Origin of the sequence: Maribacter aquivivus (assembly GCF_900142175.1) — a bacterium.
Classification (GTDB): domain Bacteria; phylum Bacteroidota; class Bacteroidia; order Flavobacteriales; family Flavobacteriaceae; genus Maribacter; species Maribacter aquivivus.
In genome coordinates, this window is the sequence record NZ_FQZX01000003.1 from 220,195 (window position 1) to 242,618 (window position 22,424).

General features: G+C 32.8%; 23 protein-coding genes. 8 read left to right on the forward strand and 15 right to left on the reverse strand.

Features of this window, described 5'->3' with window-relative positions; genetic code table 11:
* Positions 1–7: 7 nt before the first annotated feature.
* Together BUC31_RS16610 and BUC31_RS16615 are read left to right on the forward strand one after the other, a co-directional pair.
* Positions 8–2,350 (forward strand): McrB family protein, encoded by a 2,343-nt coding sequence (locus BUC31_RS16610; RefSeq protein WP_073246359.1) that lies wholly within the window; start codon positions 8–10, stop codon positions 2,348–2,350.
* 4 nt (positions 2,351–2,354) lie between these two features.
* Positions 2,355–3,638 (forward strand): McrC family protein, encoded by a 1,284-nt coding sequence (locus BUC31_RS16615; RefSeq protein ID WP_073246361.1) that lies wholly within the window; start codon positions 2,355–2,357, stop codon positions 3,636–3,638.
* 134 nt (positions 3,639–3,772) lie between these two features.
* On the opposite strand, the gene BUC31_RS16620 is transcribed toward BUC31_RS16615, so the two are convergent.
* The 5 genes from BUC31_RS16620 to BUC31_RS16640 are packed head-to-tail and all read right to left on the reverse strand — an operon-like array spanning position 3,773 to position 8,522.
* On the reverse strand, positions 3,773–4,078 hold the full coding sequence (locus tag BUC31_RS16620; protein ID WP_073246363.1) for a DUF6804 family protein: 306 nt from the start codon (positions 4,076–4,078) through the stop codon (positions 3,773–3,775).
* Positions 4,079–4,084: 6 nt separating this feature from the next.
* Positions 4,085–5,701: a hypothetical protein gene (locus tag BUC31_RS16625; protein WP_073246365.1), complete on the reverse strand. Its 1,617-nt coding sequence runs from the start codon at positions 5,699–5,701 to the stop codon at positions 4,085–4,087.
* On the reverse strand, positions 5,691–6,662 hold the full coding sequence (locus BUC31_RS16630; RefSeq protein WP_073246367.1) for a DUF4407 domain-containing protein: 972 nt from the start codon (positions 6,660–6,662) through the stop codon (positions 5,691–5,693). Before BUC31_RS16630 ends, BUC31_RS16625 begins: the two co-directional genes overlap by 11 nt.
* Positions 6,663–7,883, reverse strand: a complete 1,221-nt coding sequence (locus BUC31_RS16635) for a DUF4407 domain-containing protein (protein WP_073246369.1) — start codon at positions 7,881–7,883, stop codon at positions 6,663–6,665.
* 21 nt (positions 7,884–7,904) lie between these two features.
* Positions 7,905–8,522, reverse strand: coding sequence for a hypothetical protein (locus BUC31_RS16640; protein ID WP_073246371.1), 618 nt, complete (start codon positions 8,520–8,522; stop codon positions 7,905–7,907).
* Between the two features lie 132 nt (positions 8,523–8,654).
* Between BUC31_RS16640 and BUC31_RS16645 the strand changes: the two genes are divergently transcribed.
* Positions 8,655–9,482: an endonuclease/exonuclease/phosphatase family protein gene (locus BUC31_RS16645; RefSeq protein ID WP_073246882.1), complete on the forward strand. Its 828-nt coding sequence runs from the start codon at positions 8,655–8,657 to the stop codon at positions 9,480–9,482.
* A 50-nt stretch (positions 9,483–9,532) separates the two neighbouring features.
* Here the strand turns inward: BUC31_RS16645 and BUC31_RS20370 are convergent, their stop codons facing one another.
* Entirely contained in the window at positions 9,533–9,697 is a 165-nt protein-coding gene (locus tag BUC31_RS20370; RefSeq protein ID WP_170861976.1) for a hypothetical protein, read from the reverse strand.
* Between the two features lie 379 nt (positions 9,698–10,076).
* Between BUC31_RS20370 and BUC31_RS16650 the strand changes: the two genes are divergently transcribed.
* Positions 10,077–10,775: a hypothetical protein gene (locus tag BUC31_RS16650; RefSeq protein WP_073246373.1), complete on the forward strand. Its 699-nt coding sequence runs from the start codon at positions 10,077–10,079 to the stop codon at positions 10,773–10,775.
* 223 nt (positions 10,776–10,998) lie between these two features.
* On the opposite strand, the gene BUC31_RS16655 is transcribed toward BUC31_RS16650, so the two are convergent.
* The 7 genes from BUC31_RS16655 to mnmE all read right to left on the reverse strand — a co-directional run bounded on the left by BUC31_RS16655 (position 10,999) and on the right by mnmE (position 17,098).
* Complete coding sequence (locus BUC31_RS16655) at positions 10,999–12,198, reverse strand: primase-helicase family protein (RefSeq protein ID WP_073246375.1); 1,200 nt, start codon at positions 12,196–12,198, stop codon at positions 10,999–11,001.
* A complete protein-coding gene (locus BUC31_RS16660) occupies positions 12,195–12,524 on the reverse strand; it encodes a hypothetical protein (protein ID WP_073246377.1) in 330 nt (109 codons plus the stop codon). Before BUC31_RS16660 ends, BUC31_RS16655 begins: the two co-directional genes overlap by 4 nt.
* A gap of 2 nt (positions 12,525–12,526) precedes the next feature.
* Positions 12,527–12,853: a helix-turn-helix domain-containing protein gene (locus BUC31_RS16665; RefSeq protein ID WP_073246379.1), complete on the reverse strand. Its 327-nt coding sequence runs from the start codon at positions 12,851–12,853 to the stop codon at positions 12,527–12,529.
* Between the two features lie 176 nt (positions 12,854–13,029).
* Complete coding sequence (locus BUC31_RS16670; protein WP_139251998.1) at positions 13,030–13,848, reverse strand: hypothetical protein; 819 nt, start codon at positions 13,846–13,848, stop codon at positions 13,030–13,032.
* Positions 13,849–13,948: 100 nt separating this feature from the next.
* On the reverse strand, positions 13,949–15,088 hold the full coding sequence (locus BUC31_RS16675; RefSeq protein WP_073246383.1) for a tyrosine-type recombinase/integrase: 1,140 nt from the start codon (positions 15,086–15,088) through the stop codon (positions 13,949–13,951).
* Positions 15,089–15,098: 10 nt separating this feature from the next.
* Positions 15,099–15,458, reverse strand: a complete 360-nt coding sequence (locus BUC31_RS16680; protein WP_073246385.1) for a helix-turn-helix domain-containing protein — start codon at positions 15,456–15,458, stop codon at positions 15,099–15,101.
* Positions 15,459–15,700: 242 nt separating this feature from the next.
* Complete coding sequence (mnmE, locus tag BUC31_RS16685) at positions 15,701–17,098, reverse strand: tRNA uridine-5-carboxymethylaminomethyl(34) synthesis GTPase MnmE (RefSeq protein WP_073246387.1); 1,398 nt, start codon at positions 17,096–17,098, stop codon at positions 15,701–15,703.
* Between the two features lie 111 nt (positions 17,099–17,209).
* Here mnmE and BUC31_RS16690 point away from each other — a divergent pair, with 111 nt between their 5' ends.
* Positions 17,210–17,638: a hypothetical protein gene (locus BUC31_RS16690; protein ID WP_139251999.1), complete on the forward strand. Its 429-nt coding sequence runs from the start codon at positions 17,210–17,212 to the stop codon at positions 17,636–17,638.
* Positions 17,639–17,711: 73 nt separating this feature from the next.
* Positions 17,712–18,080, forward strand: coding sequence for a DUF4870 domain-containing protein (locus BUC31_RS16695; protein WP_073246391.1), 369 nt, complete (start codon positions 17,712–17,714; stop codon positions 18,078–18,080).
* Positions 18,081–18,147: 67 nt separating this feature from the next.
* Here the strand turns inward: BUC31_RS16695 and dnaN are convergent, their stop codons facing one another.
* Together dnaN and BUC31_RS16705 are read right to left on the reverse strand one after the other, a co-directional pair.
* Entirely contained in the window at positions 18,148–19,266 is a 1,119-nt protein-coding gene (gene dnaN / locus BUC31_RS16700) for a DNA polymerase III subunit beta (RefSeq protein ID WP_073246393.1), read from the reverse strand.
* Positions 19,267–19,543: 277 nt separating this feature from the next.
* Positions 19,544–20,374: an SAM hydrolase/SAM-dependent halogenase family protein gene (locus BUC31_RS16705; RefSeq protein ID WP_073246395.1), complete on the reverse strand. Its 831-nt coding sequence runs from the start codon at positions 20,372–20,374 to the stop codon at positions 19,544–19,546.
* 129 nt (positions 20,375–20,503) lie between these two features.
* Between BUC31_RS16705 and BUC31_RS16710 the strand changes: the two genes are divergently transcribed.
* Together BUC31_RS16710 and BUC31_RS16715 are read left to right on the forward strand one after the other, a co-directional pair.
* Complete coding sequence (locus BUC31_RS16710; protein WP_073246397.1) at positions 20,504–21,457, forward strand: PhoH family protein; 954 nt, start codon at positions 20,504–20,506, stop codon at positions 21,455–21,457.
* A gap of 8 nt (positions 21,458–21,465) precedes the next feature.
* Positions 21,466–22,422 carry a phosphoribosylaminoimidazolesuccinocarboxamide synthase gene (locus BUC31_RS16715; protein ID WP_073246399.1) on the forward strand — a complete coding sequence of 319 codons (957 nt, stop codon included), beginning with the start codon at positions 21,466–21,468 and terminating at the stop codon, positions 22,420–22,422.
* Positions 22,423–22,424 lie beyond the last annotated feature (2 nt).

Consider the following 22,424-nt stretch of genomic DNA (forward strand, 5'->3'; position numbering starts at 1 on the left):
CAATTACATGTTTGAAAAAGTTACAGAAGAACATATTCTTAAAGGCATTAAAGATTTTAATGAGAAGGGAATGCCTAACGGTTTTGGTCCATCATCTACCTACGATTTAGTTTTTGAAGGCAAATCATATCCTCCTAAAGCGGTTATGGCCTATGCTAATTTTCACGCTGTTGGAAGAAAAATTGAAAGATATTTTAAAGGAGGTTTAGGTACAGATTGTTTTAATGCCTACGAAAGAAATAATTTTAGTGTAGTGCCAAAGAATCAAAAAACACAAATGAAGAATGTAAAATTAGAATTTGCCGAATGGCTCCTTAATAAAGCACCTGATTCTTACCATTACTACCTTGGTAGTTCAATTAACTCCGTAATTGAAAGATTAGATGAGATAAATAATTTCTTTTCAGATAGAGACCTGTTTTTGGCTGATGAGAAGAGTTATAGAGAACTAATCAACTACATAAAATTTAAAAACTCTAAAGAACAACGATTAAAAAATAAAGAATTTTACGAATACGATAGAAAAAATAGTAAAGGTATTCCTATGGCTATTTTAGGAAAAGCTAACTATACCAAATTCCTAGAGCAAAAGTTTAGTGGAAAAGTGGTTAATTATTGGATTTTTCAAGGTAGTCCTAAAATATATGATGTAACTAGTGCGCTTAAAAATGGTCATCTAAAAAGTTTTAAGGTAGCTGCTCATAAAGAGAATATAAAAATAGGTGATAAGGTAATTCTTTGGCAAACCGGAGAAAGTGCCGGTTGTTATGCATTAGCTGAGGTGACATCTGAAGTTGCCGCTTTTGAAGAGGAACCGATTGAGAAGAATTATTATTTGAACCCGGAAGAGTCTGCGGTTACCGAACGTGTTAGAATTGATATTGAATATTTATTATTGGAGCATCCTGTACTACAAAAGGACATAAGAGGGGACAAGGCTTTTAATGCATTTAAAGCGGGAAATCAAGGTACGAATTTTAGCGCTACAGAGCAGGAATATAATGCAATCTTAAGATTAGCTGAAAATAATTATAGAAGTATTGAAAATAAAAAAACAACACAAATTGCTATGTCAAAATATCCGTTAAATCAAATTTTATATGGTCCTCCAGGCACAGGAAAGACATATAGAACTAAAGATATAGCTTTAAATATATTAGGTGTTAATACTCAAGATTTATCCAGAGAAGCAATCAATGACTACTTCACTCAAAATGTTGATAAAGGTAATATCGTTTTTACAACTTTTCATCAGAGTATGTCATATGAAGATTTTGTAGAGGGTATAAAGCCTGTCGTGGGTAGTGAAGGGCTTACTTACGAAGTTGTTCCAGGAATATTTAAAAAATTATGCTTGCCGGTATATAGAGCATTGGTGCCAGGTGATGTTTTTGGTTCAAGAAATCAATATGAAATTTTTAGTGTAACTGACAGCGTATTAACACTAAAAAGAGAATCGGGTTTTCTTCCGTTAGCAATGGACTTTGTTAATGAAATAATTTCAGAATTTAAAAATGGTAATTTATCTATTGATGACTTTGGTTCAACTAATAGAGATGGTTTATATCATAAACTACCAACGAAATGGGATAAGTACTTATTTGGATATGACAGTATTTATAAAGGTTTAGTAAAATACGTTACATCAAATGAAAAGAATAAAACACAGGCAATATTACCAAAGGTTCTAATAATTGATGAAATAAACAGAGGAAATGTTTCGGCTATATTTGGTGAATTAATAACCTTAATAGAGAAAGACAAAAGACTTGGTGGTGATGAAGCCTTAATGGTTAAGTTACCTTATAGTAAAGAGTATTTTGGTGTGCCTTCTAATCTATATATTATCGGTACCATGAATACTGCCGATAGAAGTGTAGAAGCTCTGGACTCTGCTCTTAGAAGAAGATTTAGTTTTAGTGAAACGCCACCAATACCAGAATATATAAAAGAGTATGGTCATGCACAAAACGGATTTATAGAAGAAATAGATTTGGTGAAACTTCTAAGTACTATTAATAAACGTATAGAGAAGCTTTTGGATAAAGACCACGCTATTGGGCACAGTTACTTTTTAAAGATTAACTCTATAAAAGGTTTGAAGGCAGTTATAGCTAATAAGGTTATTCCGTTGTTGCAAGAGTATTTTTATGGGGACTATGGTAAAATTGGTTTGGTAATGGGTCCGGGTTTTATAGTTTCTAATGAAGAGGCTTCAGGTGATGAGTTTTTTGCTCCTTTTGATTATGAAGCAAGCTCACTTTTGGAACGTCAAGTATACACTGTACAGAACGCTGTAGATATGAGCAATGAAGAATTTAAAAAAGCTTTATTTGAATTATTAGGATAAAGATTTGAACAAAGACAACCACCTTACAGTATTTGAGCATGAAGTTTTAAGAACCGATAGGGGAGATAAAAAGCTTACCGATGTTCAATTGAAATCCATGCAAGAATTTTATGGTGAGTCTGGTGTGCCATATTATTCACTGGTACATAATGGGGTTAAATTTTGTGAGTATGTTGGTGTTTTACAAATAGGAGATACCTTAATCGAGATTTTACCAAAGATTGATAAAGGTTTTTCCGGTTCAGAAGATAGCTGGCGTATAGTGTTAATTGACATGTTGCGAGCTGCAGGTGTGTTTGATTTAAAAGCACCTTCATCTGGAAATCTAAAATTAAAATCTAATTCTATATTACATCTATACTTTGAACTCTTTATAAAGGAGGTGAAGTATTTACTTAGGCAGGGCTTGGTGAAAAAATACCGTAGGGCAGAAGGTAATAATACGAGTCTAAAAGGCAACTTAAAATTTGGTAAACATATCAGCCAAAATTTGGTTCACCAAGAACGATTTTATATTCAACATACAGTATATGATTCTACCCACGAACTTCACAGTATCCTGTTCAAAGCTATAAAATTATTAGTTCGTATAAATACCAACCAAAATATACACGGACCTTTGAAATTATTGGAGTTAGAATTTCCGGAGATGCCAGATGTAAAAATTACTGAAGCAACTTTTAATAAGTTGACTTTGAACAGAAAGACCCAGCAGTACGAAAAGGCTATACAGATTGCACGCTTATTGCTTTTAAACTTTCACCCAGACGTTAGTAAGGGCTCAAATCATATTCTGGCACTAATGTTTGATATGAATTCACTATGGGAACAATTCGTGTACGTTAGCTTGCGAAAATATAAAGATGTAAATACAACTATTGCCGCTCAGAGCAGTATGAACTTCTGGAAACCATCTAGGGGTTATAATTCTACTATGAGACCAGATATTGTTTTAAATAAAGGTAAGGAGGACTGCGTAGTACTTGATACTAAATGGAAGCATATTAAAAACTATAACCCATCACCGCAAGACTTAAGGCAAATGTTTACGTATATGAAATATTATAAAGCAAAGAGGGTGGCGTTGTTGTATCCTGCAGTGACTTTTAGTAGAAATCACGGTCGTTATTATGACCATAATGAGCGCAATTTTCAAAGATTAGGTGAAGAAGAGTGTAGTGTGATTTCTCTACCGTACAATACTGATATTAGACAATGGCAAAAGGAAATCTCAATGCAAATAACTAATTGGGTAAAAGGAAATGACATAACTATTGTTGACTGTTGAAATGTTCTTAAATTTTGACTTTAGGTGCAATGTTTGCTATAGATTTTAACTGCAACACAATTTCAACAACCTGTCAACAATTCAATTGTTGACAATAAGTTGATGTAATGTTGAATGGTTAAACGCCCGGCGGTCTATTTATCTCTAACTGATTTTTTGTTTTTAATAAATATAGAAATCAGTAAACCAATACCAACCACCACATCTACCATATTCCATATTTCCCTTCCCAAAGCAATTTTATAAAAAGGTTGAAAGAGTAGGGCAAGGGCTATATAAATAAATACCTGTTCGCTTTTGTCTTCTTGATTAGCCTTGTACGCTAAAAATCCAAAACTTGCGAAGGCTACAAAACGTACCAATTCATAATAACCATAAGGCATATTTAGTAGGCATAGGAAGAATAGAAGGGCTAGTATTACTTTGATTATTTTTTCCATTATATTTTATTTCTCTAATTCACATAAACTACGCCCTTGTCTTTCAGCTTCAGGTACATTCATTTGATAAATACTACTAGTGCAACTATCTAATGCCTTACAATTTTGATTTAAATGATAGCGTTCACTTGTGTCGCCTTTACATATGTAAATATCACCTTCTTGAAAAACGGTTCCGGTCATTAATGGTCGTATTTTTGGTTCTTTTCCTCGTTTTGTAATTGCCAGTGTGTCAGTAGTATATATTGGTATTATGCCTTCGTTTGAATTCTTGTCGTTAGTTTCTTTGGTAGCTACATCAATATTAGTATTATTTTCATTCTGTTCGTTTACAATTTGCTTAGTACTAGAGTTAGGGGCGGCTAAATCATTTGTCTGCACTCTGTTTTCTTGTGGAATAGAGCTTACGTAGGTATCTGATTTTTGCGAGTTAGAAGTAGGGTTAGCTACTAAAGAGTCTTGTAAAATTTGATTGGGTTCACTTTCTACTTGATATTCTTGCGTATATACATTTTCGTTTTGGAAACTCTCAATAGAATCATTATACAGAGTAACAGTTTGATCAATTGGTATTTCATCAGGGTTTTGTGCAGATTTTTCTTCTTGGTCAAAATCTAAGTCATCAATTTTGAAATTATCGTTTTTATTATTTCTAATTATTTTAAACTCCTCATCAGAATTAGTATTTGGTTGATGATTGAAATGTTCTTTACCTTTTTTGTTGGTATCTGAAATTTCAGTTTTTGATTTATTTAAGTAATTGTCAGATTGTTTAAATAAATTTAGAAGTAGACCTATAATTAGAATACCTGTAAAAGCATAGAGTAATTGTCGCCAATGATAAGATAGTGCAGGAAAGAATCTAAAAAATGCACCAATAGCATAAAGCAATGCTAGAAAAAGACCAGCTAATATACCTGGCAGACCAAATGAGAATAAAAATATTAGACTAAATAGTAATCCAATGAATCCAAGGCAACCCAACCCAGATGTTTGAATTTCGTTCCATAATTTGGTCCTATTTTCTTTATTAAAAGCCCTAGGAATACTTTTCCAAAAAGGCTCTTGAGCAATTTCTTCATGGATAATATCAATTTCAGCAACATCTTCAAATACTACAGGGGTAAACTCTTTACATGTGCATTCTTCTAGTATTTGACCGCAATTATCGCAAGTCTCAACTGGCATTTCATTGAAAATCGTTTCAAATTCTAAAAGATAACCGCTCACTAAACATGCAAGAGTGCCAAAGGTTTTATTACCATTTTTTACGACATCATAAATTTGAACCGCTTCTAATTTTGGTTCGATTATTTCTAAACGTACACTGTCATAACCTTGAATTGTAGTATTTAGATTTATAAGAACATTTTCAAAACTTTTTTGTGTTAATTGTGTTTCTGATACTATGGCATTATAAATTGTTTTATCTATAATTGCAGGGTGCTCTTTATTGTTCTTAAGATTGCTTATCTCTCCTTCATAAATGTAAATGTCATAAAGTTCAGTATTGGAAAGAAGAATTTTATCATTTGCGATGCCGTGATATTTGCCCGTAAATTCACCTTGAACATAGGTTCTTTTTTGGACTTGGCGTGAAAATGTAAGAGTTTTATAGCCCATTTAAGTAGTTCATAAAATCTAATTCAGTCCCCGTTTTACGAGTAATTGTCCTAGGTATTTGATTAAATGGAGGGTCTTCAAAACGTTCTTCTAATTCAATTCTTTTACCTATACTATTTTGAAATAATAAAGGATATTGCTTCTTGAAATTATCGTATTCGTCTAAAATAATATCTCTGTTTAGCTCTGATCTTACAATGTCATATGAGCTTGATCTAGATATGAAGTATTTGAGAAATAAAGGTGTAAGAAATAATATTAAAAAACCAATAGAGATTATCCAAACCCAAGGAAATTTATAATTTAAGAGTATCAATCCTCTAACATAATGAGGTGAAGCATCTATTCTATTTTCTGTATCTACGATTAGTATTTTTTTATCTAATAGTAGTTTTGCTTTTTTTGCTTCTAATAGTTCAACCCTATTTGAGTTGTTTTTTATTCTTCCGTCGGCTAGAAGTTGTTTTTGTCTAATTAACTCTTGATTGTTAGATGCTATTTCATCATCAAAATAGGCTGCAGTTTGTATTGTTGCCTTTTTAATTTCGTCAACCTTCAGATGAGCTAATTCTATATTTAGCGTCCTCTTTAAAAGTAACGTCTCAATAGGTTTTATTATCGTTAGACCTAGTAATAGCAAAATAGAAATGCGAATTAAAAATGAGGTTATGTAACCAACTCCCTTTCTATTCGGATTGGCAGAAATTGTAATTAAGCTAAGTTTATAAATATTAAAGATCATCAATGAAAATAGCAAGCTCCAAACCCATGATACATTAGGGATATTGAATATTTGCGAAAAAGTGTGGTGATAAGAGATTACTGCTGTTATAAACAATAGAACAATTAAGAACCCGCTTAATGCAAAGCGTATTTGTAAATGTTTTTCAGATTCTCTAAGTATAATTTTATCTTCTCCTGCCAATTTCCAAAAAGGATGATATATTCTTGTTCGTGACATCTATACTTCAGATATATAGTTTTCTATGTTATCGTCTATTTTCTTCTTTTCATTCTCTTTCCATCTTTCAATGATATAATCGCTCAATTCTGATTGCGCCTTCATTAGTGCTATTTTTTCATCAATTTTTCGCTCTGCATGATGGCTGATAATTAGGTCTCTTTCTTGCCCTTCTTTGTCTTTGTAATAGTCATATTTTATTTGGATACCATTATCTGCTTTTAAGAGTTCTTGAATATTATCTCCCATAAAATCGTACGGGCTTTTAATCAGCATCATTTTAAAGAAAATGGGAGTTAGTTCGATTACAACAAATAGTAAAGTAATAAAGAAGGTAATCCACATCCCTGCGATTTTGTGAGCCAATTTTATTCGTTCTAATAATCCATCAAGACCATTGGCTACTTCCTCGTTTTTAGCAAGTTCTTTGTCAAGTTCTTCAGTAAGCTTTAATTTTTCGTTGTTTAATCGTTCTAGCGCTACTTGGTGCGACTGATCGTACCCGTTTAAATCCCTTTCAACTTTATCCATTTGTTGTTTCAATGCCTTTGAGAGCGGTCCTGCACCTGCTCCTGCACCTGCTCTACCTTGCAGTTGATCTGTGTATTCTTTCTCTGCAAGCTTCAATCTTCCTACAACATCATTTCTTTCTCTCTCTATTTTCACAAGATCTTCTTCGATTAAATCAAATCTTGAAATGTAATTTGCTTTTGTAGCTATTTCATATTCTTTACGTTTAACTAACTGTTCTTGATGAAGTTCTGCATCAATCTCAGACTTAAACATTCTAATTTCCATTGGTTTAGAAATTGTGATAGCAATAACAAGCCCCATAATTATTCTTGGTACAGAATTAACAAACTCGCCCCAAGTAATTGCTTCAGTACCATCACCTTTACCTGTAGCAGCAACAATAAATCTGTCAATATTAAATATGATAAGACCCCATATGATTCCAAAAGCGCTTGCCATAATTGCAGTTGTTGTATCAGTACCACCATCAAGAGCGGAGCCCTTAGGTTCAAAGATTGTATAGATAGCATAACCGCCGGCTACGGCAGCCATAAAACCTGTAGCTACTACAATGCCACCTAAACAAGCATACTTTACTTGATCAGAGTAGGTGCTTCTTTTTAAAATGTAACCATCTGAACCTGCAGCTTTCCATAAAAGCCTCATTATTAGACCAGGTTTAGGGCTTGTATAATATTCTCTTTTCATAATTAATGTATTTCGGTTGGTTTAGTTAAGGTCAGTTTCTAATTCTAGTTTTAAATTTTTCAGCTCTTCAATTGAATTGGTAAGTCTAATTTTAGCGGACGAGTTTTTTAGAAATGGTGATTGATTTAATTCAATTTGTAATTGCTTAGATTGTTTAGGTTGTTTTGTGTTCTGAAATGATATAGTGCAATTTTTTATTTGCTTACTGAGTTCGACTTTCTTTTTGTTGACGTCAATATTTTTTGAAATTGTTTCTACTTTAGAAAAGTCTTTTTTGTTAAGGGCTATTACTTTAATTTTTGTAAAAAGTTTAGTTTTCTTTCCAACACCATATGCGGTTAACTGAAATTCTTTCTGTCCCTTTTTTACTTTAAATAGAAGCTGACCCGAATTAAAAAAGAGTTGAGATGAATTGCTAACAGTTATAAAAACAGCATTTCGTATTTCCCAGCGTAATTGATTGATTGTGCCATCAACACAGTATTCTGAATCTGGTTGAAAACTAATACTTTCCATTTTTTGACCATTAAATAGAAGTTTTAAAAATCTGAAAATGATTTTTAAAGAATTGGTGGTCAGTTTTAGAATCAATAATCGTTGTCTTGATGAAGATTCTTTTTTATTTGCTTTGTTAGTCATATTCTAAATAACTAAATGGTTGTATTTGGTTTGTTGGAAGTAAAAGTATTTAAACCGTTTATTTATCTTTTACGGTATCCCGTAATCAGACAAAATCTATTTGTATTAATTTCGTTTTTATTAAAATCTACTATGTTTAAAAAGACCATTTTTCTACTCTTATTTCTATTTCATTTTTCGGTTTCTTCTCAAGAACAAATCAGTCTTATCTCTTGGAATATTAGAGATTTTGGCAAAACAAAGAATAGTGAAGAGCTAGATAGAATGGCTGAAATTGTTCGCGATGCAGATATTGTGGCCATACAAGAAGTAGTTACGGGTTATGGTGGTGCCCAGGCAGTTGCAAAGCTTGCAGATAACCTAAATAGAAAAGGAGCTAAATGGGATTATGTGATAAGTAACCCTACCAATAGCCCTAAATATGTAACGGAGCGTTATGCGTTTATTTGGAAAACAAAAAACATTAAAATAAAGAATAGGGGAGCGTTAATATCAGAATTGGATTCATTGGTTGATAGAGAACCCTTCTTTCTTGATTTTTATTTTAAAGGGCGAAAACTTTCTGTAATCAATTTTCACTCTAGACCACATGATAAAAACCCGGAAAGAGAAATATTGGCGATTACCGACTATCTGAAATCAGATGACTTTCAACACCCTATAATACTTGCTGGAGACTTTAATGTGGACCAAAAGGAGGAAGTTTTTATTGGTTTGAGAACGCAGGGTTATAATGCTACGGTTATTGATGCAAAGACTACTTTGAAGCAAAGTTGTGCTACTACTGATGGTTATTTGAATTATCCTATTGATAATATTTTCTATTCAAATAAAATTGTACTCAAGAGTGGTTATGTGATTGATTTTGTGAAAGCTTGTGAGAACATAAGCAAAGCAAGAGAATTATCTGATCACCTACCAGTTTTATTGAATTTTAGTATTAAAGAACTTACTGAATAAAAAAGAGGATTAAGCATGCATTAGCTCAATCCTCTTTATAGAATATTGTATTAATTAACCGGTGGATCTGGCGGTGGTGGTGGAGGTGGAATATCTCCACCGTCACCACAGCAGGCTTGAAGTTCAACTTCATTCTCAGATAGGTCTTGTGGGTCACATGATATAAAGACAGAATTGAGGATTATCGTAAATACAACTATATAAATTTTCTTCATTTTGTTTAAGATTTTTGGACATACCAATGGCTGACCGAATTAGAAATCAGTGAATTTTTGCGATAGAAATCGCGTATTAAAATGAAGGGACGTCTCCCAGGTTTGAGAAGTGGAAATCCAAATACGGTAGTGCTTAGCTACTTCTCAATCGGGCTAATCACCGACCGTATTTTAGATTTCCGAGAGACTGGTTTATTAATAAACTGTGGTAGCAAATCATAGTCTTAAATCAATCTGAAACAAAGAAAAGGGATGTTGATGGATAGGAGCTAGACATAACCTTGACTTGTGTTGGACATATATTAGACACCAATGATAGCAGCGGTTAGAAAGAATCTTTGCTAGGAAGTAATAAGAATAAAATTGTAATTTTAAAAGTATGAATGAGGTGATAATTAATGAAATAGTTCAAAAGGTTTTTGCAAAAGCAAAAACTGAATGTGCAATTCATACTAATAATGCACTTAATAATCATATTGATAGTTCTACGGCAATAAGCTATAAAACTGCAGAAAGACTTTGCCAAAAGTATATTGATAAAAAAGAAAACATAGGTAAGCAATCTGAGCACACTATTAATGTGCTATGTCAATATCTGGGTTACAAATCATTTGCTGATTACGTTAAGCAAAATTCTAAGGGAAAGATTAGTGTTGAAGTTAATAAAGTAGGTGAGAAAAAAAACTGGAAGGTAATAGCGTTTATAAGTTTAATAATAGTTGTCGGATTGATTCTTGGTTTAAGCGAGAAGAATAAGGGGACCTCATGTATGGTATGGAAAGTAGACCATTTTGAAAAGGTTGCATGTTCCGTAAGTCATAAGGAAAACATAGTTCCTCTAGATGAAGTGAGATTAAATACCTTAAAGAAAGTAGAAGTTGATTTAACTACTAATTTTTTTGATGAAACCACTCAGAAACCATTGATATGGTACTATAAGTCTGGAAATAAGATTGAGTATTATACAGCTCCAGGATTGCATCCTGTGAATGGAAAAACCTTGAAGGCTATAACGGAGTACATGGCTAATAAGACTGTACCTATGCATACCTTTGATGAGAGTTCTTTTACTGAATGAATATTATAGCTACTTTATGGGCAAGTGCAGAAGGAAATGGCATAACTGTTGTTGACTGTTGAAATGTTCTTAGATTTTGACTTTAGGTGCAGTGTTTGCAATAGTTTGTAGCTGCAACAGAAGTGCAACATAAGGTCAACAATTCAATTGTTGACAACAAGTTGATGTAATGTTGAATGGTTAAACACCCGCCGGCTGGGCATTTAAAACCATATGCAACAAGTCAACTGTTATTTTCCATCTTTTCTCTAGTGAATGTGTAATGTCTACCCTTATGATGGGTGGTTTCTACGAATGGTTTTCGTGTTTCACGTAATATTGACATGTGGTGCTTTTTATAGCTACTATTTGTAGTCTCCAGTCCCATGTGTACTTTAATAGCCTCCGTAACTTTCGAAGACGAAACTCTAATGTTATTTTCAGATAATTTTTTAACTAAATCTGCATTAGAGTATTTAAGAACATCTTGGTCGAACATATCGAACTCATCAAGTAAAATTTGTTCTAGTTCTTTATGAATAAAAGTTTTATTCGACTTCACTAGTTTATCCAATGCAGCAGTATGTATTTGTTCTTTTGTGAACCACATACGTGTAGTTTTTTTCGTTGATATTTTTCTGTTGGTCAATAGGTGAATGAAATGAGGAATTTCTTTTTCAAGTGCCTCCAACATATCAGGATTGTCGCCATTCTTAGCTAGTTTAGGGATTTTGCGTACCCAGTAACGTATTTCCTCATTATCCACATAAATGAAATTTTCTTCGTTGTTAGAGCATAGTATAAATTTACCGTAGAATGGTATTTCCACACGGTCCTTGCCCTTAGATTCACTTTTGTAACTCTTGGCAGTGGATAAATTCTTAATACGCTCACTGTCCTCTCGTTTGTCCAACAGAACTTCATCTACCGCTATGATTAATTTAGCAGCCCAGTCAGCATTAAACCTACTCCTGAAATCCTCATTATTATTAATGGTCATATTACTCTGGAATACCATTTTTAGCCAATTTAGAAATGTCGATTTACCTGTGTTTCGCTCTGTGCTTACCAAACATAGAATTGGTAGTGTCTGTGTTGGCTTTTGCCATAGTAAGGTGAGGTAATCTAACCCTAACTCATATTGCTCACCAAAAAAGTGTTTTATGAATTGGGTAGTTACTTTTAATTCTCCCGGTAGGGGTTCATGGTCAACTGCATGGTATTGATTTAAGAATCCATCTATCACCTGTTTGTGATTAGTGTGTGAGGGTATTAAGCAAAATCCATCATACTTAGGGATGTTTTCCAGATACTCTTTTCCAAAGTCAGTTATTATTTCGCCCTTGTTCCATTTTAATAAAACTTTCATTTTATCACCACTGTGTAGCGGTAGGTAGGACTCTTTATAGTAGTCCGTACCTGCTCTCATATATTGTTCGCTCATGATTTAGCAATTTTTACTATTAGTTCTCCCATTTTACCATAGTCTGTATTTTGACTTCTGTTCATAAAAAGAAGATTTATGAATATTCCGTGCATATCAGGGTCTTCTTTGCAAGCAGTAATAATTTTTTGCTCTATTTGATTCCACGGAATTTTTGGGTTAAAGTTTAAATATTCTATTAATGAATATGATTTTCCAATAACTGATCTAAGAGATTTTTCTACTATTAAATCATTATTAATAGTTCTTATTCCTTGTAAATCATGGATAATTTCCTCTGTCTGTAAATGTCCGTCTGGTAAATAAATTTTGTTTTTAGTTTCCATATCTACATCTGATTTTTAAGTAAATATTCATCTACCTCGTTTTGAACAGAGGTTTTGTCTTCTTGTTTTCCTGTTTTTAGCCAAGTGATTAATTCAGATTTGAAAAAATACAAGTGTTTTCCTCTTTTATGAAAGGGTATTTCGTTTCTAGAGACTTTGCCGTATAGTGTATACTTACTTTTTTTGACAAATACAGAAGCTTCGTTGATATCTACGGGTATCTCTTGTTCTGATTGTTTTTCGACCATAATACCGTCTTTCAATTGGTCGGAAATTAACTTTGCTAGGTACTTAATACCTTCATCTGTGAATTTAAATAATGAATCCATTATAAATAAAAATTTAATTAATATTGAATTCGAAGGTAGAAAGGTAGGTGTGTTTAAAACTTAGATTTATATACTGAGTATATAGTCTTTATATTTTGTATTTAATTGATTATGTGGGTGTTGTGTTTTTGTAAGTCAATTTTATTGAGAAGATTTTATATATAGATAATTGATAGTTACTTAGTTTTATTAGTAGTATACCACTCTGCAATTAACCTTTGTAATTGGTTGAAATTTAACGAATCTAATTTTTTAGTTAAAGAATTTAGAAACATTTTTGACTTACCTGAAGGTGCAAGCTTTATTCCTCTTCTTATTGATGTGTAGTAAGAAATACTATTTGGTTCGGCATAAAAGATTTTTTCATCATATACCGACTTTGTAATTTCTAAAGCCATAAGAAATTCTGTAAAAGGTAATTTCTTGTCTTGTAAAATTGATTTTTCTCCTTTGTGAAATTCAGCTAAAACGTAAAGGATAAACTTTTTTTCATTCTCAGTAAAAGTTTTTATATGATTTTGATATTGTATTTGAGTTTCAGATTTTGCAGGTGTGCGTTTATTTGTTTCTACTGGGGTAGGTGATATTTGTTTATTTTTTTCATTTGAAGGATATACAGATTGTTTCATTTTGGCATATCTATTGTCGTTTAAGTAACCTTTCTCAAAACCCTCTAATTGAAAATTTTCCCACATGTCGGTTTTGTAAACTAAATCTAAATATTGGTAATGGTTGCTCAGATTCCTAACTATTTCATTAAGCGCTTCATATCGTGCTAATTTTTCAATTATACTTTCATAGCCAGAAAGGTTATACCCATTTTTAATGTATTGGTCTTTTATGTCATTTGATAAAACTGATAAAATTTGTTCATTTTCTGCTAGTTCAGTCCTATTGTTGAAAATCGATAATATTTCAGAATACTCTTTTTTTAGAGGTAATAATACTTCAGTGTTAAGTTGTTTTCTCGTTTGTTCAATAAATATTTTATGCACATATAGAAATGGTCTATTACTCTCTTTAGATTTCTTAAAATAATCTATTGCCTGAAGGGTCCTCTGGTCGATAACATTCTGCCAATACTTTAAATAAATATTATAGTAATCCATCTAGATCTAAATTTATGCGGTTAGCGGCTTCAATTTTGTTTTTATCCATGACCTTCGCATAGATTTGAGTAGTAGATACATTCTTATGACCTAATAATTTTGAGACTGTATATATGTCTGTACCGTTTGCTAGTTGTAATGTAGCGTATGAGTGTCTGAAATTATGAAAGGAAATTTTTTTATTTATACCAGAGTCTTCAATCCATTGCCTTAAAGGTCTAACCGTTTTAGAGTAATCAATATTATTAAATACTAAACCTTTGCTAGTAGCTTGCAATTTTAAAATACTGAAAGCAGTTTTTGGTATAGGGTGGTTACTTATATTGCCTGTTTTCTTTTCCTTTAATTGAACGTAGTGACCTTGGTGAGAATCTGTGAAAACGCTTTCCCATTTCAGTGAAACAATATCAGAAAATCTAAACCCCGTAAGGCTTGCGAATATCGCCATGTGCTTTACCTTTTCAATTTTTATTGCAGTTTTCCATAGAATACCTAATTCGTCTTCGGTTAAATATTCTCTGCGTGTTTCTTCAGCTTTTATATATACAGCATCCTTAGCTAGATTGGTATCTGTTAGGTTGTCCTTAAAAGCACTTTTTAGAACATTGATGAAATGTTTATAATATGTAGATGCAGTATTAATAGCTAATTTTTTCTCATTAGTGTTCTCTTTTTTTAATTCTAGCAGGTATTTTCTATAGTCGGCTACATGCTTTTTAGTAAACTGCTGCGTTTGCAATTTGTAGCCAACAAAATTTGAGAAATGTTGATACGATGCTTTCCATGCTAAATAATTGTTATGGCTTCCTGTATTTAGTTTTTCTTCCACAATACTGTTGTAGTATGCTGCAATTTTTACATTCAGCTTAATATTCTCTTTAAGTCCAAATTCTCTATCTCGCAATTGCAATAATCTCTTTGCCCTTACTATCTCGGCAAATTCATGTGTCTTTTTATTGTGAAGCTTTTCCATGTCATCTTTTGGAGTAACATGGGTGTATAGTTTCAAAAACTCTCTTCTAGTTTCTTTTCCAGTTTTCGGATGTATAATAGGAGGGTAGTAGTCTAAATACAGACTCCATTTGCCAGATGCTAATTTCTTTTTTCGGACGGTTACGTTTGCCATAGCGATTGTTTTAGATAGAAGTTAAAAGTTTGTCTATTGAAGTTCTTTTGATTCTAATTAATCTATTGGAGAGATTTACAGCTTCTAAGATTTCTTCTTTAATTAGTCTATAGGTAGTTCTAGTGGAGATATTCAATAAAGATGAAGCCTCCCTTACGGTTAAAAAATCTTTTACAGCAAGTACTTCATATGGTTGCAGTTTGAGCTTTAAAGTTTCCTCATAAGAAGATTTTACTTTCTTTTTTCGCTGTCTGGTTTTGTAGGCTCTTTTAGCGCAGACTGGTCCGCAATATTTTGTGACTGTAGTACGTGCTACAAACTCTATGTTGCAGTTTTGACAAATTCGTGAAACCTTAATATTTGAACTCATTCAACAATTGAAATTGTATGACATAAGGGTAAATAAGTGGAGATAAGAGTATTTAAGTGTAATTAGTCGCCATCATTTCCCCCTATGGTTCAAATATAAATTAAAAATGAGAACGAGGTACAAAATAGGTACAAATAATAGCTAAAAAACACTAAATATCACTAAGTGATACAAAATGTATTTATTAAGAATCTATATTTTATAGGGTTTAATTGATGTTTGGTAAGTGTAATTATGTGATGTTATTTGCCGATACAAAAATTAGCAAAAATATTCCCTAGCAATTCATCATTGGTTACTTGCCCAGTAATTTCTCCTAAATGGTATAATGCTTCCTTAACATCAATTGCCATTAAATCGCTTGAAAGATTTGCTTTCATTCCAAACTGTACCTTTTCTATTTCTTCAAGTGATTTAAGTAGCGAATTGTAATGACGTGTGTTGGTTACAATTGTTTCGTTATTACGAAGAGCTCCTGTATTTACAAATTCTAAAAGGCTGTTCTGCAACTCTTCAACTCCTTCACCAGTTTTTGCAGATAGATATTTTACGTCGTCTAAATATGCGCCTATTTTATTTTTATCGTCCTCAGAAAGTGTATCTGCTTTATTGACTAATAATACTAAGGGTTTTTGCGGATTCTGATTTTTTATCTTTTCAAAGTCAATTACAATATTCTTTAGCTTTTTATCGTCAGCTAATAGCTTTGAGCCATCAACCAATAATAAAACCACTTGTGCTTGCTCTATCTTTTCAAAAGTCCGTTTAATACCCATGCCTTCCACCACATCTTGGGTCTCTCGAATTCCTGCGGTATCAATAAATCGAAACCCTATTCCGCCTATAGAAATTTCATCTTCAATAGTATCACGGGTTGTTCCTGCAATATCTGAGACCAATGCACGCTCTTCATTTAAAAATGCGTTTAAAAGGGTAGATTTACCTACGTTGGGTTCACCTACAATAGCAACTGGAATTCCATTTTTAATTACGTTTCCTACTGCAAAAGAATCTATTAAACTTTGTAATACTTTTTGAATTCGTGTAAGTAGTTCTTTAAACTGAGTACGATCTGCGAATTCTACATCTTCTTCAGAAAAATCGAGTTCTAGTTCAATTAATGACGCAAAATTTAATAGCTCTGTTCGTAACTGTTTAATTTCATTACTAAATCCGCCACGCATTTGTTGCACAGCTATTTGATGGCTAGCGGCATTATCACTAGAAATTAAATCAGCAACTGCTTCAGCCTGACTCAAATCCATTTTGCCATTTAAGAATGCCCTTAGCGTAAACTCACCTGCATCTGCTGTTCTACAACCATTTCTAAGGAATAACTGAATAATTTGTTGTTGTATATATGGTGAGCCGTGGCAAGATATTTCAATTACGTTTTCTCCGGTATACGAATGCGGATCTTTAAAAATTGAAATTAATGCTTGATCTAATACATTTTTTCCATCCTTAATATATCCTAAATGAATGGTATGGCTTTTTTGTTTTGAAAGAATTTTACCTGAAACTGATTCAAAATGCTTGGAAGCAATAGTAATTGCATCTGCACCTGAAAGTCTAATAATTGCAATGGCTCCTGCACCTGCCGGAGTTGCTAATGCTATTATGGTATCGTTTTGAATCATGCTGCAAAAATAATCAATTAATAACTGTTGTAGTTTTCTTAATTTAATGACATTTTGTATTCAGTATATAATTATATAGTAATTTCGCATAGTATAAAATGTAATTAAAAAATGAAAAAAGTAATTGTGTTGTTTGTGTTTATGTTTGTTTCTTCTTTTGGTATGGCTCAAAGTGATGCTCCTGAAACTACAGATGAAATTTCTGTGACGAAAGAGAAAGAAATGGAAGATGTTAAGAAGAAAGTTGATAAAGCTGAAGCTGACGCAAAAAAAGAAAAAAAGGAAGCTGCTGAGCAAAAGAAAAAGGATAAAGCTAAAAAGAAAGAAGAAAAGCTTCAAAAGCAAATAGATTCTAAAACAAAATCTATTTCTAAAGAAGAAAAACAAGTTATAAAATTAAAAAGTCAACTTGAAAAGGGAAAACTAAAAGGAACGCTTTCTCCTGTCGATATTCAAAAAATAGAAGATAAGGTTGCAAAGAGTCAAATGAAGATTATGAAAGAGCAGGAGAAGCTTACAAAGTTGAACAGAAAACTATAATTTCTTTAAAAGTTGTAACAATTTGCGACTTTATGCGTCTTATTTGTAGTATTCATCATTAAATCAATCAAAAATGGAACTAGTAAATAAAAACGCAGTAGTTGTTAGAGAAGACCGTAATTTGTTGGTCATTACGCATTTGTCTCAATATTTAGATTTTGTAACAGGATTTGGCGGACTCGTAGTGCCGTTAGTTATTTGGCTAACGACCAAAGATTCAGTTATAGGTATGGATGAGCACGGTAAATCGGTAATCAACTTTCAGTTAACGTTACTCTTATATCTTGTAATTGGTATACCTGGAATCTTATTATTCGGACTCGGAATCTTATTATTAATATTTGCAGGAATTTTATCAATTGTAATGCCTGCAGTAAATGCGATAAAAGCTAGTAACGGAGAATCGCCTAGCTATTTTGGAACCATACGGTTTATATCGTAAGTATATTATAAAGCAAAAAAAGGGTCAGTTTAATAACTGACCCTTTTTAGTTTATAGATTTTAAGTACTAGCTGTTAAGCATAACAGGCATTACTAACATAGTTACAAATTCACCTTCATCTAAACCATCTGTAGGGGTAAGTATACCTGCACGGTTTGGCAGACTCATTTCTAAAGAAACTTCATCAGAGCCTAAGTTGTTCAACATTTCAGTTAAAAATCTTGAGTTGAAGCCAATTTGCATGTCATCACCTTGGTAAGAACATGTTAATCTTTCTTCTGCCTTATTAGAGTAATCAAGATCTTCTGCAGAAATATTTAATTCTGCACCTGCTATTTTTAAACGTATTTGGTGTGTCGTTTTATTAGAAAATATAGAAACCCTTTTTACAGAGCTTAAGAATTGATTTCTAGCTATAGTAAGTTTGTTAGGATTCTCTTTTGGTATTACCGCTTCGTAATTAGGGTATTTACCATCAATTAGTCTACAGATTAGTTCTGTTTCTTCAAAGCTGAATTTTGCGTTACTCTCATTATACTCGATAAGTACATCAGATTCACTACCTGCCAATATTCCTTTTAATAAAGTCAAAGGCTTTTTAGGCATGATGAACTCAGCTACTTGAGAAGCTCTTACATCTGTACGTTGGTATTTTACCAATTTATGAGCATCTGTTGCTACGAACGTTAAGTTCTCTGGAGAAAATTGAAAAAAGACTCCGCTCATTACAGGTCTTAAATCATCATTACCAGCAGCGAAAATTGTTTTGTTGATAGCAGTTGCTAAAATATCTCCAAGTAATGTTGTAGAACTAGGGCTAGTTAATTCAACCGCTTTTGGGAATTCTGCACCATCAGCGTATGCCAAAGCATATTTACCGTGGTTAGAACTAATTTCTACTGTATTGTTATCCTCAACAACAAAAGTAAGTGGTTGCTCTGGGAAAGTTTTTAAAGTTTCTAAAAGCAATCTTGCCGGTACAGCAATAGTACCTTCATTATCAGAATCTACTTTTATAACAGAACTCATGGTGGTTTCCAAATCGGAAGCTGACACGGTTAGTTTGTCCTTCTGCAAATCGAACAGAAAATTATCCAAAATTGGTAACGTGTTACTGTTGTTGATTACACCTCCTAATATTTGAAGTTGCTTTAGCAAATAGGTACTTGAAACTATAAATTTCATTCTTTAAATTTTATTGATATTAATCTCGAATTCACAAGAAAAATAGGTTTAAACTCCTTATTGTTGGCAGTTTTCGTTACCAACAAAGATATTTTAATTGCCCTTTTTAAGGAAACAAACTTATTAACAGTTTCTTGTCGGTCAAGGTAGTGTATAACACTAGGTATTACTAACTTAAGCTTTTAATATTTGTATTTGACCATTAGTTATTAACTTTTGCTGATTTCGTATTATTTAAAAATACGCTTAAATTTTCATGAAATTGATTTTGCCTTTACTATTCAAAATCTACCATAATAGTATCTCTGTAATCTAACCCTAATAGGGTAGAAGCGCCACCAACTGTGGTAAGATTGCTTTTGTAGATTGCCAATTCAATATAGTCAGATGAATTAAATATTGCCAAAAGATCTCCTGCGCTTTTGCGTTGATTTTTTTCTAAACTATAATCTATGAATTCATTATAAGCTTTATGAATCGTTTTTATTTTATGATTACGGGCAATAAGGGTATATCCACGGTCTTTACGGTAAGCATCAAATAAGTTTTTACGAATATTGGTGATGACATTGCCATAGTTATCAATATAAATGACACTACCAATTATCTTTTTGCCGTCTTCTGCGATTCTTGGCGAAAATTCTCTAAGGTCGTTTAGTTCTGTAAATGGTTTACCAACAATTTCTAAAGTGCCACCACGAGCAATATGGCAGGCTACCTGAATAAATACATTTAATACAGGAAACGAATTTGCTATGGAATCTGGTAAATTTATTTCTACCACTTTCTCTGGAGTCATTTCAGAGGTAATAAGCCCAATGACACCTGTATTTGCGCTAATGAAATAGTGTCCGTTTACCAGTGCTACAACATGCTTGTTCTCTGGGGTCTCTTCAGAATCTACCCCTACAATATGTATCGTTCCTTTTGGGAAGCTTTTATAGGAGTTGGATAGTATGTATGCACATTCGTGAATGTTGAAGGGCATGATATCATGCGAAATATCAACAATTTTGGCATCAGGCAATTCTGTATATATGGAGCCTTTCAATACAGCTACAAAGTGATCTTTTAATCCGAAATCTGTTGTTAGGGTAATTATTGCCATACAGCAATGTTGATATGTTTTTGGTTAGTCGAACTTAAAATTTGCTTAAATTTGATATACAAAATTAAACAAAAAACAGCGATTAGAAACTAATCTTCGCTAACTATAAATCATAATAAAACTGACTGTTTGAACGAGATAATTCTAGAACTTACCGAAATTAGCCCGAGAGAGTTTTTTGGGCAGCAAAATGAACATATTGATTTATTAAAAAAGTACTTTCCAAAATTGAAAATTGTTGCCCGTGGCAATAAGATTAAAGTCTATGGAGATGAAGAACTTTTGGAAGAGTTTGAAAAACGGTTCGATCTTCTAACCCAACATTTCATTAAATATAACAAGTTAGATGAAAACAGCATTGAAAGAATCTTAACAAGTTCTGAAGATGATCAGCCAAAATCATCTAAGAATAGTGGAGAGACATTGGTTCATGGTGTAAGTGGTAGGTTGATTAAAGCTCAGACTGCCAATCAACGTAGATTAGTTGATGCCTCAAAAAATAACGATATGGTTTTTGCTATCGGTCCTGCTGGTACGGGTAAGACCTATACAGGTGTAGCACTTGCGGTAAAGGCTTTAAAAGAGAAGCAGGTAAAGAAAATTATTTTAACTAGACCAGCTGTTGAGGCAGGTGAGAACCTAGGTTTTTTACCTGGCGATTTAAAAGAAAAGTTGGATCCTTATATGCAGCCATTGTATGATGCGCTTAGAGATATGATCCCTGCAGAGAAGTTGGTACATTATATTGAAAACGGTACTATACAAATTGCCCCAATGGCTTTTATGCGAGGTAGAACTTTAGATAATGCCTTTGTTATTTTAGATGAAGCTCAGAATACTACGCATGCACAGATGAAAATGTTTCTTACTAGAATGGGTAGAAATGCAAGGTTTTTAATTACTGGTGACCCCGGACAAATTGATTTACCTAGAAGAACTATATCGGGATTGAAAGAAGCTTTATTAATTTTGCAAAATGTTCCGGGTATAGAAGTTATTTACTTGGATGATAAAGACGTTATCCGTCATAAACTTGTGAAAGAAGTTATTGAAGCTTATAAAACTATTGAACACCACAATTAAAAAATCACATGTCAAAGAATACTATTTACGAAACAGAATTTAATTTTCCAGGTCAAAAAAATGTCTATAAAGGCAAAGTTAGATCTGTTTATACTTTAGAAAATGATATGCTAGTCATGGTGGCTACAGATAGGTTGTCTGCTTTTGATGTGGTTATGCCAAAAGGTATACCTTATAAAGGTCAAATTTTAAACCAGATTGCAACGCAAATGATGGCTTCTACCGAAGATATTGTGCCCAATTGGTTGACTGCTACTCCTGATCCAAATGTGGCTGTTGGTGTAGCTTGCGAGCCATTTAAAATTGAAATGGTCATTCGTGGGTATTTATCTGGTCATGCAGCTAGAGAATATAAACTAGGCAAAAGAATACTTTGTGGCGTTGCAATGCCAGACGGAATGAAGGAGAATGATAAATTCCCGAGTCCGATTATTACTCCTGCAACTAAGGCAGAAATGGGAGATCATGATGAAGATATTTCTAAAGAAGATATTTTAAGTAAAAGAATAGTTTCTGCGGATGATTATGCTGTATTGGAAAAGTACACTTACGCACTTTTTCAAAGAGGTACAGAAATCGCTGCCGATAGAGGATTGATTTTGGTAGATACGAAATATGAATTTGGAAAAACAAAAGAGGGTAAAATCGTTCTGATTGATGAGATACACACTCCTGATTCTTCAAGATATTTTTATTCTGACGGATATCAACAAAGGCAAGATGCTAACGAACCTCAAAAGCAACTTTCTAAGGAGTTTGTTAGGCAGTGGTTGATTGCTAATGACTTTCAAGGCTTAGAAGGGCAAACCGTACCTGAAATGACAGATGAGTATATAGAATCTGTTTCTGAGCGCTACATTGAACTTTACGAGCACATTACCGGTGAACCTTTTGTAAAGGCTGATACTACACATATTAATGATCGTATCAATAGAAATGTATTGAATTATTTAGAGAGTCTATAACG